General features: G+C 62.6%; 14 protein-coding genes. 10 read left to right on the top strand and 4 right to left on the bottom strand.

The window, feature by feature from the left end; all coding sequences use genetic code 11:
• Positions 1-8: 8 nt before the first annotated feature.
• Positions 9-422, bottom strand: coding sequence for a hypothetical protein (locus ACIQYU_RS22780; RefSeq protein ID WP_063912324.1), 414 nt, complete (start codon positions 420-422; stop codon positions 9-11).
• An 85-nt stretch (positions 423-507) separates the two neighbouring features.
• Between ACIQYU_RS22780 and ACIQYU_RS22785 the strand changes: the two genes are divergently transcribed.
• Positions 508-1581, top strand: a complete 1074-nt coding sequence (locus ACIQYU_RS22785) for an aminopeptidase (RefSeq protein ID WP_402802341.1) — start codon at positions 508-510, stop codon at positions 1579-1581.
• A gap of 52 nt (positions 1582-1633) precedes the next feature.
• On the opposite strand, the gene ACIQYU_RS22790 is transcribed toward ACIQYU_RS22785, so the two are convergent.
• Together ACIQYU_RS22790 and ACIQYU_RS22795 are read right to left on the bottom strand one after the other, a co-directional pair.
• Positions 1634-2284, bottom strand: coding sequence for an HAD family hydrolase (locus ACIQYU_RS22790; RefSeq protein ID WP_063912326.1), 651 nt, complete (start codon positions 2282-2284; stop codon positions 1634-1636).
• Between the two features lie 121 nt (positions 2285-2405).
• Positions 2406-2954 (bottom strand): gamma carbonic anhydrase family protein, encoded by a 549-nt coding sequence (locus tag ACIQYU_RS22795; RefSeq protein WP_233688227.1) that lies wholly within the window; start codon positions 2952-2954, stop codon positions 2406-2408.
• A gap of 66 nt (positions 2955-3020) precedes the next feature.
• Between ACIQYU_RS22795 and prlC the strand changes: the two genes are divergently transcribed.
• From prlC to ACIQYU_RS22825, 6 genes are all read left to right on the top strand, one after another.
• Positions 3021-5108 carry an oligopeptidase A gene (gene prlC, locus ACIQYU_RS22800; RefSeq protein WP_402802345.1) on the top strand — a complete coding sequence of 696 codons (2088 nt, stop codon included), beginning with the start codon at positions 3021-3023 and terminating at the stop codon, positions 5106-5108.
• Complete coding sequence (locus tag ACIQYU_RS22805) at positions 5105-5386, top strand: YheV family putative zinc ribbon protein (protein ID WP_233693992.1); 282 nt, start codon at positions 5105-5107, stop codon at positions 5384-5386. Before prlC ends, ACIQYU_RS22805 begins: the two co-directional genes overlap by 4 nt.
• A 124-nt stretch (positions 5387-5510) precedes the next feature.
• Positions 5511-7505 carry a M3 family metallopeptidase gene (locus ACIQYU_RS22810; RefSeq protein ID WP_233693991.1) on the top strand — a complete coding sequence of 665 codons (1995 nt, stop codon included), beginning with the start codon at positions 5511-5513 and terminating at the stop codon, positions 7503-7505.
• A 77-nt stretch (positions 7506-7582) separates the two neighbouring features.
• Complete coding sequence (locus tag ACIQYU_RS22815; RefSeq protein ID WP_207831474.1) at positions 7583-8641, top strand: PA0069 family radical SAM protein; 1059 nt, start codon at positions 7583-7585, stop codon at positions 8639-8641.
• Between the two features lie 324 nt (positions 8642-8965).
• Positions 8966-9685 (top strand): carbonic anhydrase, encoded by a 720-nt coding sequence (locus ACIQYU_RS22820; RefSeq protein WP_063912352.1) that lies wholly within the window; start codon positions 8966-8968, stop codon positions 9683-9685.
• Between the two features lie 190 nt (positions 9686-9875).
• Complete coding sequence (locus ACIQYU_RS22825; protein WP_207831476.1) at positions 9876-11408, top strand: SulP family inorganic anion transporter; 1533 nt, start codon at positions 9876-9878, stop codon at positions 11406-11408.
• A gap of 131 nt (positions 11409-11539) precedes the next feature.
• On the opposite strand, the gene ACIQYU_RS22830 is transcribed toward ACIQYU_RS22825, so the two are convergent.
• Positions 11540-12181 (bottom strand): hypothetical protein, encoded by a 642-nt coding sequence (locus ACIQYU_RS22830; RefSeq protein WP_207831478.1) that lies wholly within the window; start codon positions 12179-12181, stop codon positions 11540-11542.
• Positions 12182-12550: 369 nt separating this feature from the next.
• Between ACIQYU_RS22830 and coxB the strand changes: the two genes are divergently transcribed.
• Genes coxB through ACIQYU_RS22845 form a run of 3 tightly spaced genes read left to right on the top strand, consistent with a single transcriptional unit; the run spans position 12551 to position 15888 of the window.
• Positions 12551-13678, top strand: coding sequence for a cytochrome c oxidase subunit II (gene coxB, locus ACIQYU_RS22835; RefSeq protein ID WP_207831480.1), 1128 nt, complete (start codon positions 12551-12553; stop codon positions 13676-13678).
• Positions 13679-13721: 43 nt separating this feature from the next.
• Complete coding sequence (ctaD, locus tag ACIQYU_RS22840) at positions 13722-15311, top strand: cytochrome c oxidase subunit I (protein ID WP_207831482.1); 1590 nt, start codon at positions 13722-13724, stop codon at positions 15309-15311.
• A gap of 10 nt (positions 15312-15321) precedes the next feature.
• Positions 15322-15888: a cytochrome c oxidase assembly protein gene (locus ACIQYU_RS22845; RefSeq protein WP_063912355.1), complete on the top strand. Its 567-nt coding sequence runs from the start codon at positions 15322-15324 to the stop codon at positions 15886-15888.
• The last annotated feature ends 5 nt before the right edge of the window (positions 15889-15893 follow it).

The raw sequence follows: 15893 nt of genomic DNA on the forward strand, positions 1-15893 counted from the left end.
TGTACGGTTCAGGTGCGCTGGCAGCCTGCAGGCAAGCCCTGGCCAACCAGTTTCTGCTGATGGTCGTAGAGTTTGATCCAGGGGCGGAAACCGATGCTGCCAGCCTGCATCTGGTAGCGCTGGCCGGCACTGAAATCCTTGAAGGTCAGCTTGACCTGGCAATCACGCCACAACGGCTCCTTGACCGGGCCGATATTGCTGGGGGTAACCGGAAACTGGTAGCGCACCGTCAGCTCGTGGCTGCCGGGCTGTACTTCGAAATAGCGGCTGTCGGCCCAGTCGCGTTCATCTACCTGCACGGCGTGCAGCGAGGTGTTGTCGTAGGGCGTGAGGTCGATCCAGGCCTGGTTCGGGTCTGGGTCTGGCAAGGTCGAACAGGCGGATATCAGCAGCAGTGAGCCGATGACCAATAGTGCACGCATGGCGAAACGCCCCCTTGGCGAGATAGTCTTGGAGTGAATCGGCCTTGAGCGAGTCAGACAGTCCCGGATGCTTCGACTTATTCTTATGCAGCGCTCAGGTCCTGGGCCACTCGACCTTCTTTTCACCCGTTTGGTTCCGCTGCTGGCGGTGCTCCTGCTGAACGGTTGCAGCAGCGCCGCCTACTATGGGCAGTTGGCCGAGGGCCAGTGGCAGTTGCTGCGTGCACGGCAGCCGGTGGAGCAGGTAGTGGCCGACCCGGCCACCTCCGCGCAACTGCGCGCGCGCCTGGAACATGCCAGTCAGGCACGGGTATTTGCCAGCCAGCAGCTGAAGCTGCCGGACAACCGCAGCTACCGGGTATATGCCGACATTGGCCGGCCCTACGTGGTGTGGAATGTGTTCGCCACCCCCGAGCTGTCGTTGCAGCCGGTGACTCACTGTTTCCCGATCGCGGGGTGTGTGGCCTATCGCGGCTATTACCAGCAAGGCGCGGCGCGTGGGGCGGCGGCGTTGATGCGCCAGGAAGGCATGGATGCATACGTGGGTGGCGTGGAGGCCTATTCGACCCTGGGCTGGTTCGACGACCCGATCCTGTCGTCGATGGTGGGCTGGAGCGAAGAGCGCCTGGCCACGCTGATCTTCCATGAGCTCGCCCACCAGCGCTTCTATGTGCAGGACGATACCGAGTTCAACGAGTCGTTTGCCTCCTTCGTCGAGCAGGAAGGCACGCGGCAATGGCGCATGGCGCGTGGGCTTGCTGCGGTTGGGGGGAAGCAGGGGCAGCAGCGTGAGCAGTTCACCCGCTTGGTGCTGGCCAGCCGCGAGCGGCTGCAGGCGATATATGCCGGGCCTCTGGATGATGTGCAGAAGCGGGCGGCCAAGCAGGCGGAGTTTGAGCGCTTGCGGCGTGAATACCGGCAGCTGCGGGATGGCCAGTGGGGTGGCGACAAGCGTTATGACGCCTGGATGGATGGGCCGATGAACAATGCCAAGTTGTTGCCGTTCGGGCTGTATGACCAGTGGGTGCCGGCGTTTGCGGCGGTGTTCCGCGAAGTGGGTGGGGATTGGGCACGGTTTTATCAGAGGGTGGAGCAGTTGGGGCGGTTGCCGATTGAAGAGCGGAAGGCGGCGTTGCGGCGGTTGATGGTTAGCCGGTGAGATTTTGGGGCCGCGTTGCGGCCCATCGCCGGCAAGGCAGCCCCAATGGCCATCAAGCCTTGAGAAATGCCTGATGCATCTCGGCCAAGGTAGCAAAGTGGAATGCCGGTTCTTCCGCCATCAACTCCTCCTGGCTACCAAACCCATACCCCACCGCCACTGCCTGCAACCCATTGCTGCGCGCACCGATCAGGTCATGCTTGCGGTCGCCGATCATCAGGGTCTGCGCCGGGTCCAGCCCTTCTTCATCAAGCAGATGGCGAATCAGCTCGACCTTGTTGGTGCGCGTGCCGTCCAGCTCACTGCCGTAGATCACCTTGAAGTGGTGGTCAAAGGCGAAGTGCCGGGCGATTTCACGGGCGAACTCCCACGGCTTGGAGGTGGCGATGTACAGCGTGCGGCCCTGGCCGTTCAGGGCCTCGAGCAGCTCCGGTACACCGTCGAACACCAGGTTTTCGTACAGGCCGGTGACGCTGAAGCGTTCCCTATAGAAGTTCACCGCATCCCAGGCCTTGGCTTCGTCGAAGCTGTAGAACTGCATGAAGGCCTGCAGCAGGGGTGGGCCGATGAAGTGCTCGAGGCGGGTGAGGTCCGGCTCGTCGATGCCCAGTTTGGCCAGTGCGTACTGGATCGAGCGGGTGATGCCCAGGCGAGGGTCGGTCAGGGTGCCGTCGAGGTCGAACAGGATGTTTTGCTGGTGCATTTACTGAGTTCCACTTGAGTGCTGCGTGGTCTTCTTCGCGGGTAAACCCGCTCCCACAGGGATATCACAGGGCCTGAGGCCGGCGCCGTACCTGTGGGAGCGGGTTTACCCGCGAATGCGGTCATTCAGGTTGGTCGTAGCCTTCGGCCAGGTGCTGGTCCTTGAGCTTCACGTAGTTGCTGGCGCTGTAGGCGAAGAATGCGTGTTCCTGGTCGTTCAGCAGCCGGGCCTGTTTCACCGGGCTGCCCATGTACAGGTAGCCACTGACCAGACGTTTGCCTGGCGGCACCAGGCTACCGGCGCCAATGATCACTTCGTCCTCGACGATGGCGCCGTCCATGATGGTGCTGCCCATGCCGACCAGGATGCGGTTGCCCAGGGTGCAGCCATGCAGCATGACCTTGTGGCCGATGGTCACTTCGTCGCCGATGATCAGCGGGAAACCGTCCGGGTTGAAGGGACCTGCGTGGGTGATGTGCAGCACGCTGCCGTCCTGCACGCTGGTGCGAGCGCCGATGCGGATGCGGTGCATGTCGCCGCGTACCACGGTCAACGGCCAGACCGAGCTGTCTTCACCGATTTCCACGTCGCCCAGCACTACCGCCGACCGGTCGACGAAGGCCCTGGGCCCAACTTTCGGAGTGTGTTGCTGGAAGCTTCGGATGGCCATGATAGCGTCTCTCATCTGTGCCGATAGGCAGGCTGCCTGCTGCGGTCGGCGTCGATTGTAATTAAGATGGGGCAGTGTTTCTTCTGCCAAGGTATCCAAACCGTGAGTGCGAACAACCCGCTTCTGCAGTCCTACGATCTGCCGCCCTTCTCGCAAATCCGTGCCGAACACGTGTTGCCGGCGATCGAAGCGATCCTGGCCGACAACCGTAAAGCCATTGCCGAGATCCTCGAAAAGCAGGGCAAGAACCCGACCTGGGCCGGTCTGGTGCTGGCCATGGACGAACTGAACGACCGCCTGGGCGCCGCCTGGAGCCCGGTCAGCCACCTCAATGCGGTGTGCAACAGCGCGGAACTGCGCGAAGCCTACGAGTCGTGCCTGCCGGCGCTGAGCGCCTACTCTACCGAACTGGGCCAGAACCGTGCGCTGTTCGAAGCCTACCAGGCGCTGATCGATAGCCCGGAGGCCGCCGGCTTCGACGTGGCGCAAAAGACTATCCTCGAGCATGCCCTGCGTGACTTCCGCCTGTCGGGTATCGACCTGCCTGCTGATAAACAGCAGCGCTACGCCGAAGTGCAGAGCAAGCTCAGCGAGCTGGGCAGCCGTTTCTCCAACCAGCTGCTCGACGCCACCCAGGCCTGGACCAAGCACGTTACCGACGAAGCCGCGCTGGCCGGCCTGACCGATTCGGCCAAGGCGCAGATGGCCGCCGCCGCCCAGGCCAAGGGCCTCGACGGCTGGCTGATCACCCTGGAATTCCCCAGCTACTACGCGGTAATGACCTACGCCAGCGACCGTGCCCTGCGCGAAGAGTTGTACGCCGCCTACTGCACCCGTGCTTCGGATCAGGGCCCGAATTCTGGCCAGTTCGACAACGGCCCGGTGATGCAGGAAATCCTTGGCCTGCGCCAGGAGCTGGCCGAACTGCTGGGCTACAAGAACTACGCCGAGCTGAGCCTGGCCACCAAGATGGCCGAGTCCAGCGACCAAGTGCTGAGCTTCCTGCGTGACCTGGCCAAGCGTTCCAAGCCGTTCGCCGCCCAGGACCTGGAGCAGCTCAAGGCCTACGCCGCTGAGCAGGGCTGCCCTGAGCTGGCCAGCTGGGACGCCGGCTACTTCGGCGAGAAGCTGCGCGAGCAGCGTTACAGTGTTTCGCAGGAAGCCCTGCGCGCCTACTTCCCGATCGACAAGGTATTGGGCGGCCTGTTCAGCATCGTGCAGCGCCTGTACGGCATCGAAATCGCCGAACTCAAGGGCTTCGACAGTTGGCACCCGGACGTTCGCCTGTTCGAGATCAAGGAAAACGGCCAGCACGTCGGCCGCTTCTTCTTCGATCTCTATGCCCGCGCCAACAAGCGTGGCGGCGCCTGGATGGATGGTGCGCGTGACCGTCGCCGCACCGCCGCTGGCCAGCTGCAGAGCCCGGTGGCCAACCTGGTGTGCAACTTCACCCCGGCCGCCCCTGGCAAGCCGGCGCTGTTGACCCACGATGAGGTCACCACCTTGTTCCATGAGTTCGGCCATGGCCTGCACCACATGCTGACCCGCATCGAGCATGCCGGCGTATCCGGCATCAACGGCGTGGCCTGGGACGCGGTCGAACTGCCGAGCCAGTTCATGGAAAACTGGTGCTGGGAGCCGGAAGGCCTGGCACTGATCTCCGCCCACTACGAAACCGGTGCACCCCTGCCCCAGGACCTGCTGGACAAGATGCTGGCGGCGAAGAACTTCCAGTCGGGCATGATGATGGTGCGTCAGCTGGAGTTCTCGCTGTTCGACTTCGAGCTGCATGCCACCCATGGTGACGGCCGCAGCGTGCTGCAGGTGCTCGAAGGCGTACGCGACGAGGTGTCGGTCATGCGCCCACCGGCGTACAACCGCTTCCCCAACAGCTTTGCGCACATCTTCGCGGGTGGTTACGCGGCGGGCTACTACAGCTACAAATGGGCCGAGGTGCTGTCGGCTGACGCCTTCTCGCGCTTCGAGGAAGAAGGCGTGCTGAACGCCGAGACCGGTCGCGCCTTCCGCGAGGCGATACTGGCACGCGGTGGCTCTCGCGAGCCGATGGAGCTGTTTGTCGACTTCCGTGGCCGTGAGCCTTCCATCGATGCCTTGCTGCGCCACAGTGGCCTGAGCGAGGACGCTGCAGCATGAGCGAGGTAGCCGTGAACAAGACCAAGAAACGCTTCATTGCCGGGGCGGTATGCCCGGCGTGCAGCGAGACCGACAAGTTGATGATGTGGAACGAAGACGGCGTACCACACCGCGAGTGCGTGGCCTGCGGCTTTACCGACACCCTCAACGAGCAGGGCTTGTCGGTGCCGAAGGAACTCGGCACCCGGGTCAACCATCTGCAACCGAAAGCCGCGCCGGCCAAGGTACAGACGGTGCAGTTCTTCCCCAACCCGAAGCTGAAGAAACCGGCTGAATAAAGCCTTCGTGCCGCCCGGGCGCCGTGCCCGGGCCGGTATGCCCAGGTGGTAGATAGTCAGGCCACCTGCTGTACGCTGGCCATGCAAGCTCGCCTGCTCTTTTCTACGAGCAAGGTGTTGCGCCATGGACAACCCACTTCTGCAAAATAGCCATATCCCCGTCGATTATCCGGCGATCACCATCGAAAACATGCAAGTCGCCTTTGAACACGTGCTGTTGGCGCACGAGCAAGGCATCGAACGCATCCTCCTCGATCAGCAGGCCATGCCAACCTGGGATGACATGGTGCTGGCGGTTGACGGGCTGGATAGCCAGCTGTTGGCGGTGTTGTATGCCGCCTCGCCATTGGTTGACCGGGATGAAGCCTGGGCCGCGGCCATTATCGACTTCTTTGCCAAGACCACGGAGCGGTTCGACCAGAAATTCACCAACGCTGCACTGCAGGCCCTGTATGAGCGCTTGGCCAACAGCGACATCGGCAAGCAGCTGGATGCCCAGAAACGCGCCACATTGCGCTGGCATCTGGACAAGTTCAGCGCCAGTGGTGCATCGCTCGCCCCTGCAGGCAAGGTACGCCTGGCCGAGCTCCTGAAACAGATTAGCGCTGCGCGGGAGGCGTTTCGCAGCAACATCAACAGGCCAGGGCTGAGCGTCACGGATGAATCCGAACTGAGCGGTATACCTCAACGCATCCGTGATGAGCTGGCTACAAGGGCACAGGAGGCGGGAGAGCCAGGCTGGTTGATTGCGTGCGAAAGCGTGACCACCTATGCCGTGCTCAAACATGCTGACAACCGGCAGCTGCGTGAGCGCGTGTACCGGGCTTACAACACACGAGGCGTCGGCCTTGGCCTGCAGCAGGACAATCGCTCGCTCCTGGAGCAACTGGCGAGGCTGCTGGAAGAAAAGGCTCACCTGCTCGGCTTTGCCAGCCATCTGGAGCAGAGCCTGCATGTGAAGAGCGCGGGTTCGGTTACCCATGTGCGCGGCTTTCTTCATGACCTGGCCGAGCATGTGCGGCCGGCCATGCTGCAGTGGCGCGCAGACATGCAGCGCCAGGCCGCAGCCAAGGGGCTGGGGAATATTCAACCCTGGGACATTGCCTACCTGCAGGCTTCGTCGCGCACGGTGCTGTCCACCGAAGCCTTGCGCGAATACTTCCCGCTGAATGCTGTGGTCAGCGCATTGCAGCAACTGGCGGAAAAGCTGTTTGACGTGACGCTGCAGGCCAGGCCGCTGGCAACCTGGGATGACAGCGTGCAACCGTTCGAGGTGTGGCAGGACAACGCCTTGATCGGCTTCTTCTACCTGGACGCCGTACAGCATGCCGGCAAGCAGCCTGACTCGGTGTTCACCACCTACATTCGCAACCGCCGGGTCGATGCCGAGGGGATCTACCAGGCGGCCTCGGTGGTGGTCTACAGCGACGTGCCAGCAGCGCTGCCGGGTAGCCAGCCGTTGCTGGGCCATTTGTCACTGCGCAAGCTGTTCCACGAGTTTGGCCATGCCTTGCACCACTTGCTGGTGCGCACGACCAACCACGTGATGTCCAACGTCACCGAACTCGGGACCGATGGCGTGGAGCTGTTCGGCAAGCTGTTCGAGCGCTGGGTCTGGGACGCTGATTACCTGGTGGCGATCTCGTCGCACCAGCACGATGGCAGCCAGCTTGACCGGGCGCGGGTCGATGAGTGCCTGCGCCGCTTGCGGCAGCAAGGCGTGGAGGAAACCGCGCGCGATCTGAGCCTGGCGCTGTTCGACCTGGACCTGCATGGTACGCCGAACGATGGCCGGTCCCTCGAACAGCGCCTGAGCGATGCCCGTGAGCATTCTGGCTACTGGCCCCTTGCCGATTTCGAGCACCCGGCGCACGCCTTCGACCATCTGGTGAACGGCTATGATGCCGGCTATTACGCCTATCTGTGGTCGGATGTGCACGCCTTTGACCTGTTCACCCGCTTCGAGGCCCAAGGCCTGCTGGATCGGGCCACAGGCCGGGCGCTGCAGGAGACATTGCTTGCCCCGGGGGCATCGCGCCCGTTGCGTGAAGGCATCGAGCTGTTCCTTGGCCGGCAGCCGAGCCAGCTGCCCTACCTGCGTTGGCATGGCCTGAAGTGAGGGGACGCTGACCGGAGGTGCTGGAAAGATTATGGCGCGCACGATACTGTATATGAATACAGTATACGGGGTGGGCCATGATTCCTCCAGCACCGCAAAAGGGCCGTGGCACGGCACATAATCCGCACAATCGCTTTGCCCCCAGCCATTCGGTGGCGGAGGATGATGGCTGGTGCCAGGAGGTGCCGCAAACCCAGGGCACCGAGGTGCGAGTCGAGACGGCCAAGTCGGTGATCAGCCGCAACACTTCGCCCGACCTGCCCTTCGACCGCTCCATCAACCCTTACCGTGGCTGCGAGCATGGTTGCATTTACTGCTATGCCCGCCCTTCCCACGCCTACTGGGACCTTTCCCCCGGCCTGGATTTCGAGACCAAGCTGATAGCCAAGACCAATGCCGCCGAGGTGCTCGCGCAACAACTGAGCAAACCGGGTTACGTGTGCGCACCGATCAACCTGGGCTCCAATACCGACCCGTACCAGCCGATCGAGCGGGAGCAACTGCTGACCCGGCGCCTGCTCGAAGTGCTGCTGCGTTTTCGCCACCCGGTGACCATCGTCACCAAGGGTTCGCTGGTATTGCGCGACCTTGACCTGCTGGCCGAGATGGCCCGCCAGCGCCTGGCGCGGGTGATGATCAGCCTGACCACACTGGACGATGACCTGAAACGGGTGCTGGAACCGCGCGCGGCGTCACCCAAGGCGCGCTTGCGAGCGATCCGCGTGTTGCGCGAGGCGGGGGTGCCAGTGGGCGTGTTGTGTTCGCCGATGATTCCAATGATCAACGACAGTGAACTGGAGCGCCTGCTGGAGGCGGCCAGGGAGGCTGGCGCGCAGAGCGCGGCCTACATGATGTTGCGCCTGCCGCTGGAGGTGGCGCCGTTGTTCGAGCAATGGCTGCAGGACCATTACCCGCAGCGGGCGGCGCATGTGTTGAGCCTGATCCGCCAGAGCCGCGGTGGCGAGCTGTATGACAGCCGGTTTGGTGTGCGCATGCGCGGTGAAGGCGTGTTTGCCGAGTTGCTGGCGCAGCGCTTTGCCAAGGCCATGAAGCGGTTGGATTTCGAAGGGCGAGAAGCGCAGGCGCTGGATTGTTCGGCGTTTTGCCCGCCGGGTGGGCAGATGGCGCTGTTCTGATGCTGAGCAGAGCACGGCCAGGTTCCGGGTTCCTGCATGGGGCGCATTGCCAGCCATCAATACAACTAATCCAAGTTGATAATTGGACTAATGGCTCTTGGCAGTTGATGTTTTTTTGCTATTATCCAGTTCCCGCCTCTTTCATCTGGAACCCCCGTTCTAGAGCCTTCGAATTAAGCTTCAGTTAAGTTTTCCTCGCTAGCGTAGGAAATCAGTCCACACCGACTGTGATCTATGGCCCGTGCGTGTCATCTAAATCCCTGCATAGCCAGAATCTTTCACCGGTAAAATGGATTTACCTATACACCGTCAAGAGGATGAATCATGCCCATCAAGGACCCATCCAAGGTCGTACCGCAGGTCCCCGCGGAGAGCGCCGATGCCGCCCTTAAGCACATCGTCGACGGCTTCCTGCGTTTTCACCATGACGTTTTCCCCGAGCAGCAAGAGCTGTTCAAGAAGCTCGCCACCGCGCAAACACCGCGTGCCATGTTCATCACCTGCGCCGACTCGCGCATCGTTCCCGAGCTGATCACCCAGAGTTCGCCTGGCGACCTGTTCGTGACCCGTAACGTCGGTAACGTGGTACCGCCTTATGGCCAGATGAACGGCGGCGTTTCCAGCGCCATCGAGTACGCCGTACTGGCGTTGAAAGTGCATCACATCATCGTCTGCGGCCACTCCGACTGCGGCGCCATGCGCGCGGTACTCAACCCGCAATCGCTGACCAAGATGCCGACCGTATCCGCCTGGTTGCGCCACGCCGAAGTGGCCCGTACCGTGGTCGAGAACAACTGCTCGTGCGGCAGCGAACACGAAACGATGCAAGTGCTGACCAAGGAAAACGTCATCGCCCAGCTGCATCACCTGCGCACCCACCCTTCGGTGGCTTCGCGCCTGGCCGCCGGTGAGCTGTTCATCCATGGCTGGGTCTACGACATCGAGACCAGCAAGATCGAAGCCTACGACGCCGCCAGCGATAGCTTCCTGCCCCTGGCCGCCGGCGAGCCGGTCCCCTGCGCTACTCCGAGAGGCCGCTACTAAGCGACCCATCCGCCCGCTGAAACCTTGATAGCCGGCTGCACCCCCTAGGGTGTGGCGCGGCCTTCGGCTGCCTTGAATTCCCTGACTGCCTGCCGGCACGCCCGCTGGCGGCCCGCGCCTGCGCGCTCGTCAGGGGCAAACGTGCCCACGGCCAGGGGAATGGCTGTGTGACAGAGAAAGGAGAAACACGGTGAACATTACACAGTTGAAAACGGCCCTGCCGCGTGAGTTGCTGGCGTCGGTGGTGGTCTTCCTGGTTGCCCTGCCGTTGTGCATGGGCATTGCGATCGCCTCGGGCATGCCGCCAGCCAAAGGCCTGATTACCGGCATTATCGGCGGCATTGTCGTGGGTTTCCTCGCCGGTTCGCCGCTGCAGGTCAGTGGCCCTGCAGCGGGCCTGGCGGTACTGGTGTTCGAGCTGGTGCGCCAGCATGGCATGGCCATGCTCGGGCCGATCCTGCTGCTGGCCGGCTTGCTGCAATTGCTGGCTGGGCGCTTGCGCCTGGGCTGCTGGTTCCGGGTTACCGCGCCGGCGGTTGTGTACGGCATGCTGGCCGGGATTGGCGTGCTGATCGTGCTGTCGCAGGTGCATGTGATGTTCGACACCGCGCCGCAGCCTTCCGGCATGCAGAACCTGCTGGAGTTCCCGGCGACGGTGGCCGCAGCCCTGCCACATGAAAACGCCGGCTCCGGCTGGGTGGCCGGTGCGCTGGGCCTGGGCACCATCGCCATCATGTGGGGCTGGGAGCGCCTGCGGCCGCAGCGGCTGCGCTTCGTCCCGGGTGCCCTGCTGGGCGTGTCGGCCATGACGGCAATCAGTATGTGGCTGGCCTTGCCGGTGAACCGCGTACAGGTGCCGGCCGACCTGTCCGAGGCCATCGACTGGATCCGCCCTGGTGACCTGATGCAACTGGCCGACCCTACCCTGCTGGTTGCCGCGTTTGCCCTGGCCTTCATCGCCAGTGCCGAAACCTTGTTGTCGGCTGCAGCGGTTGACCGCATGCACAGCGGCCAGCGTTCGGACTTCGACCGTGAGCTGTCGGCCCAGGGCATCGGCAACATGCTGTGCGGGGTGTTGGGCGCGTTGCCGATGACCGGGGTGATCGTGCGTAGCTCGGCCAACGTGCAGGCGGGTGCACAGACCCGGGCTTCGGCAATCTTCCATGGCCTTTGGTTGCTGGCATTCGTGGTTGCGCTGAGCAGCGTTTTGCAGCAGATCCCGGTGGCGAGCCTGGCGGGTGTGCTGGTGTTTACCGGGGTCAAGCTGGTGGATTTCAAGGCGTTTCGCGGCCTTGGCCGCTATGGCCGTATGCCGATGTTCACCTACGCGGCGACGGCGTTGGCGATCATCTTTACCGACCTGCTGACCGGCGTGCTGCTGGGCTTTGCCCTGACCTTGCTGAAGCTGGCTCTGAAGGCGGCGCGGTTGAAGATCAACCTGGTCAGCCTGGAGAAGGCTGGGCACATGGAACTGCGGCTTAGTGGTGCCGCCACCTTCCTCAAGGTGCCGGCGCTGACTCAGGTGCTGGATAGCGTGCCGGCGGGGACCACGCTGCACGTGCCGCTGGGTAACCTGAGCTATATCGACCACTCGTGCCTTGAGCTGCTGGAGGACTGGGGTCGCAGCAATTCGGCCAATGGGTCGCGGTTGCTGATCGAGCAGCGGCGCCTGAAACGGCGGATCGAGGGGCGGATGCGGACTACGGCGGGGGTTGGGGCTTGAAGCTGAAAGCCTGTATCGCCTGAACTGGCCTCTTCGCGGGCACGCCCGCTCCCACAGGTACTGCACAGGCTTTGAACCCTGTGCAGTACCTGTGGGAGCGGGCGTGCCCGCGAAGAGGCCGGGACAGGAAATCAGGCCGGCTGGCCCAACTCCACACCCAGCTGACGAGACAGGCACGGCCAGCGCTTCCACGCCGCACCGGTTTCCGGGCTGCTCAGTTTCTCGCGGTAGGCCTCCACCGACTCCACCGCGAAGCTTTCGTCGTTCAACATTTCGTCCACCGAATGGTGCACCACTTCATCCAGCTGGTTGGCAAAGGTCTCGCCAATCAACTGGTGGGCAATCAGGTTGGCGACGGTGGTGTCGACCGGGATCAGCGGCTGCTGGAAGTGACGGATGTACAGGTCGTTCACCTCTTCCACCAGGCGGTGCGCCAGGTAGGCCTCATCCAGCAGGCAGTCCAGGCCCACATGCCCTTGCATCACGCTGGGTGGCTGCAGGAAGTAGGCTTCGGCAATTTTCAGTACAGGTTTGATCTGCGATTCGATCCCGGCCTCGCGGGCAACCGCGTGGGCGGCCTCCAGCAGTTCCGGAACCTGGTCGATGTAGGCGCTGACGAAGCGCGCCAAAGTACCCTGGGCGTCCTGCTCAGGCAGTTGGATCGAGGGGTGCAGGTGGGGCAGTTGCAGCTCGAGACGCTTTTTCAGTTGGCCGGTCTGGCCTTCGTGTTGATGGGCTTGGCTTACCTGCTCGCGTACAGCAGCGATGTTCATGACAACTCCAGGGACATTACGTTTCAAACGGAAGACACTAAATTAGCTCGGTATACAGAATACCTAAGACGCATTTGTTATAAGTCGCGCAAACGTGTGCATGCTCAGGCATATCGAAACGCCATTATTGTGCCATGCCGTGTCAAGCGCGCGGTTTTCAGGCTATTCAGCCATTTCATCGAGTTCATTTCACGGGCTTCGTTGCGTGCCGTTGGTCGCTGTCTATACTCCCGGTGAACGTGATTCGTTGATGAGGCCCGACTGCTTTTAGCAGGGGCTCGGTCGTCGAAGCCAGGCAGTCTTGACCACCGTTCCCTCTTGCCGCAGGCCACGCCTCCGGGACTACAAGAACGAGAAGGGGAACCCGCAATGATGCGACATCCACATGTCTGGATGGGCCTCCTGTTGTGGTCGGTTTTTGGTCAGGCCAACGCCGCCTGGACCGTGAACATGCACCCGGGGGCGACGGAAGTCTCCAACGCCGTCTTCGACCTGCACATGACCATCTTCTGGATCTGCGTGATCATCGGTATCGTGGTGTTCGGTGCGATGTTCTGGTCGATGGTCATCCACCGCCGCTCCACCGGCCAGCAGGCTGCGCATTTTCACGAGCACACCTGGGTGGAAATCCTCTGGACCGTGGTCCCCTTCCTGATCCTGGTGGCCATGGCCATCCCGGCCACCAGGACCCTGATCGACATCTACGATGCCAGCGAGTCGGACATCGATATCCAGGTTACCGGCTACCAGTGGAAGTGGCACTACAAATACCTGGGCCAGGACGTGGAGTTCTTCAGCAACCTGGCCACCCCCACCGAACAGATCCATAACAAGGCACCCAAGGACGAGCACTACCTGCTCGAAGTCGACCAGCCGCTGGTGCTGCCGGTAGGCGCCAAGGTGCGCTTCCTGGTGACCGCTGCCGACGTCATCCACTCCTGGTGGGTGCCGGCCTTCGCGGTCAAGCGTGATGCCATCCCCGGCTTCGTCAACGAAGCCTGGACCCGTATCGAGAAGCCCGGCATCTACCGCGGCCAGTGCACCGAGCTGTGCGGCAAGGACCACGGCTTCATGCCGGTGGTGGTCGAGGTCAAGTCCAAGGCCGACTACGACACCTGGCTGGGCGAGCGCAAGGCTGAAGCTGCCAAGCTCAAGGAGCTGACCAGCAAGGAATGGACCCTGGAAGAACTGGTGGAACGTGGTGACAAGGTCTACCACACCACCTGCGTTGCCTGTCACCAGGCCGAAGGCCAGGGCCTGCCGCCAATGTTCCCGGCGCTCAAGGGCTCGAAGATCGCCACCGGGCCGAAGGAAGCCCACCTGGGCATCGTCTTCCACGGCAAGCCCGGCACCGCCATGGCCGCGTTCGGCAAGCAGCTCTCGGAAGTCGATATCGCCGCCGTGGTCACCTACGAGCGCAACGCCTGGGGCAACAACAAGGGTGACATGGTCACGCCGAAGGACGTGCTGGCGCTGAAGCAGGCAGAAGCGCAATGAACCGGGTTACTCGCGGCAATCAATGGATTGCAGGAGACAGGACATGAGTGCAGTGATCGACGACCACGCCCACGGCCATGAGCATGCACACGGCCCGGCCAAGGGCCTGATGCGCTGGGTGCTGACCACCAACCACAAGGACATCGGCACGATGTACCTGTGGTTCAGCTTCCTGATGTTCCTGCTCGGTGGCTCGTTCGCCATGGTGATCCGCGCCGAGCTGTTCCAGCCCGGCCTGCAAATCGTCCAGCCGGAGTTCTTCAACCAGATGACCACCATGCACGGCCTGATCATGGTGTTCGGTGCGGTGATGCCGGCCTTCGTCGGCCTGGCCAACTGGATGATCCCGCTGATGATCGGCGCGCCCGACATGGCCCTGCCGCGGATGAACAACTTCAGCTTCTGGCTGCTGCCGGCGGCTTTCCTGCTGCTGGTCTCGACCCTGTTCAGCCCGGGCGGCGGGCCCAACTTCGGCTGGACCTTCTACGCCCCGCTGTCCACCACCTATGCGCCGGCCAGCGTCACCTTCTTCATCTTTGCCATCCACCTGATGGGCATCAGCTCGATCATGGGCGCGATCAACGTGATTGCCACCATCCTCAACCTGCGTGCCCCGGGCATGACCCTGATGAAGATGCCGCTGTTCGTCTGGACCTGGCTGATTACCGCGTTCCTGCTGATTGCGGTGATGCCGGTGCTGGCTGGCGTGGTGACCATGATGCTGATGGACATCCACTTCGGCACCAGCTTCTTCAGTGCCGCCGGCGGTGGTGACCCGGTGCTGTTCCAGCACGTGTTCTGGTTCTTCGGCCACCCCGAGGTGTACATCATGATCCTGCCGGCCTTCGGCGCGGTCAGTTCGATCATCCCGGCGTTCTCGCGCAAACCACTGTTCGGCTATACCTCGATGGTGTACGCCACCGGCGCCATCGCCTTCCTGTCGTTCATCGTCTGGGCCCACCACATGTTCGTGGTCGGTATCCCGGTGGTCGGCGAGCTGTTCTTCATGTACGCCACCATGCTGATCGCCGTGCCTACCGGGGTGAAGGTGTTCAACTGGGTCAGCACCATGTGGGAAGGCTCGCTGACCTTCGAGACGCCGATGCTGTTCGCCATCGCCTTCGTCATCCTGTTCACCATCGGCGGTTTCAGCGGGCTGATGCTGGCGATCGCCCCGGCGGACTTCCAGTACCACGACACCTACTTCGTGGTGGCGCACTTCCACTATGTGCTGGTGCCTGGGGCGATCTTCGGCATCTTCGCCTCGGCCTACTACTGGCTGCCGAAATGGACCGGCCACATGTACGACGAAACCCTCGGCAAGCTGCACTTCTGGCTATCGTTCGTCGGCATGAACATGGCCTTCTTCCCCATGCACTTCGTGGGGTTGGCCGGCATGCCACGGCGGATTCCCGACTACAACCTGCAGTTCGCCGACTTCAACATGGTGTCGTCGATCGGCGCGTTCATGTTCGGCGCCACGCAGATCTTCTTCCTGTTCATCGTCATCAAGTGTATCCGTGGCGGCGCGCCGGCACCGGCCAAGCCCTGGGATGGCGCCGAGGGCCTGGAGTGGTCGATCCCTTCGCCTGCGCCGTATCACACCTTCCAGACGCCACCGGAAGTGAAATAGGAACCGTGCCATGAACGGCCTTTCGCTGAAGCGCCTGGTGTTGCGCCTGCTGATGCTGACGGTGGTGATGTTCGCCTTCGGCTTTGCCCTGGTGCCTATCTATGACGTGATGTGCAAGGCCTTCGGCATCAACGGCAAGACCGGTGGGCAGTATGAAGGCAGCCAGATCAGCGACCCCACGCGGTCGGTGCGGGTGCAGTTCATGTCGACCAATGCCAGCGACATGGTCTGGGACTTCTACTCCACCGCCGATCAGTTGGAGGTCAACCCGGGGGCGGTGAACCAGATGATCTTCATCGCTCACAACCCGACCGACCGGCCGATGAGTGCGCAAGCCATCCCCAGCATCACCCCGGCCGAGGCCGCGGCGTACTTCCACAAGACCGAGTGCTTCTGCTTTACCCAGCAGGTGCTGCAGCCCGGCGAACGCATCGAGATGCCGGTGCGCTTCATCGTCGACCGCGACCTGCCGGCCAGCGTGAAGCACCTGACACTGGCCTACACCTTGTTCGACATCACCGCTCGCCACCCGCCGGTCGCGCATGTCGCGGCCCAGGACGTCCAGGGCGCCCGTTAAGGGAA

It is taken from the genome of Pseudomonas sp. NPDC096925 (assembly GCF_044762545.1).
Taxonomy (GTDB): Bacteria; Pseudomonadota; Gammaproteobacteria; order Pseudomonadales; family Pseudomonadaceae; genus Aquipseudomonas.

Coding starts and splice junctions, on each gene's coding strand:
- ACIQYU_RS22780 (WP_063912324.1), bottom strand. CDS start 422: ATGCGTGCACTATTGGTCATCGGCTCACTGCTGCTGATATCCGCCTGT.
- ACIQYU_RS22785 (WP_402802341.1), top strand. CDS start 508: ATGCAGCGCTCAGGTCCTGGGCCACTCGACCTTCTTTTCACCCGTTTG.
- ACIQYU_RS22790 (WP_063912326.1), bottom strand. CDS start 2,284: ATGCACCAGCAAAACATCCTGTTCGACCTCGACGGCACCCTGACCGAC.
- ACIQYU_RS22795 (WP_233688227.1), bottom strand. CDS start 2,954: ATGGCCATCCGAAGCTTCCAGCAACACACTCCGAAAGTTGGGCCCAGG.
- prlC (WP_402802345.1), top strand. CDS start 3,021: ATGGGGCAGTGTTTCTTCTGCCAAGGTATCCAAACCGTGAGTGCGAAC.
- ACIQYU_RS22805 (WP_233693992.1), top strand. CDS start 5,105: ATGAGCGAGGTAGCCGTGAACAAGACCAAGAAACGCTTCATTGCCGGG.
- ACIQYU_RS22810 (WP_233693991.1), top strand. CDS start 5,511: ATGGACAACCCACTTCTGCAAAATAGCCATATCCCCGTCGATTATCCG.
- ACIQYU_RS22815 (WP_207831474.1), top strand. CDS start 7,583: ATGATTCCTCCAGCACCGCAAAAGGGCCGTGGCACGGCACATAATCCG.
- ACIQYU_RS22820 (WP_063912352.1), top strand. CDS start 8,966: ATGCCCATCAAGGACCCATCCAAGGTCGTACCGCAGGTCCCCGCGGAG.
- ACIQYU_RS22830 (WP_207831478.1), bottom strand. CDS start 12,181: ATGAACATCGCTGCTGTACGCGAGCAGGTAAGCCAAGCCCATCAACAC.
- coxB (WP_207831480.1), top strand. CDS start 12,551: ATGATGCGACATCCACATGTCTGGATGGGCCTCCTGTTGTGGTCGGTT.
- ctaD (WP_207831482.1), top strand. CDS start 13,722: ATGAGTGCAGTGATCGACGACCACGCCCACGGCCATGAGCATGCACAC.
- ACIQYU_RS22845 (WP_063912355.1), top strand. CDS start 15,322: ATGAACGGCCTTTCGCTGAAGCGCCTGGTGTTGCGCCTGCTGATGCTG.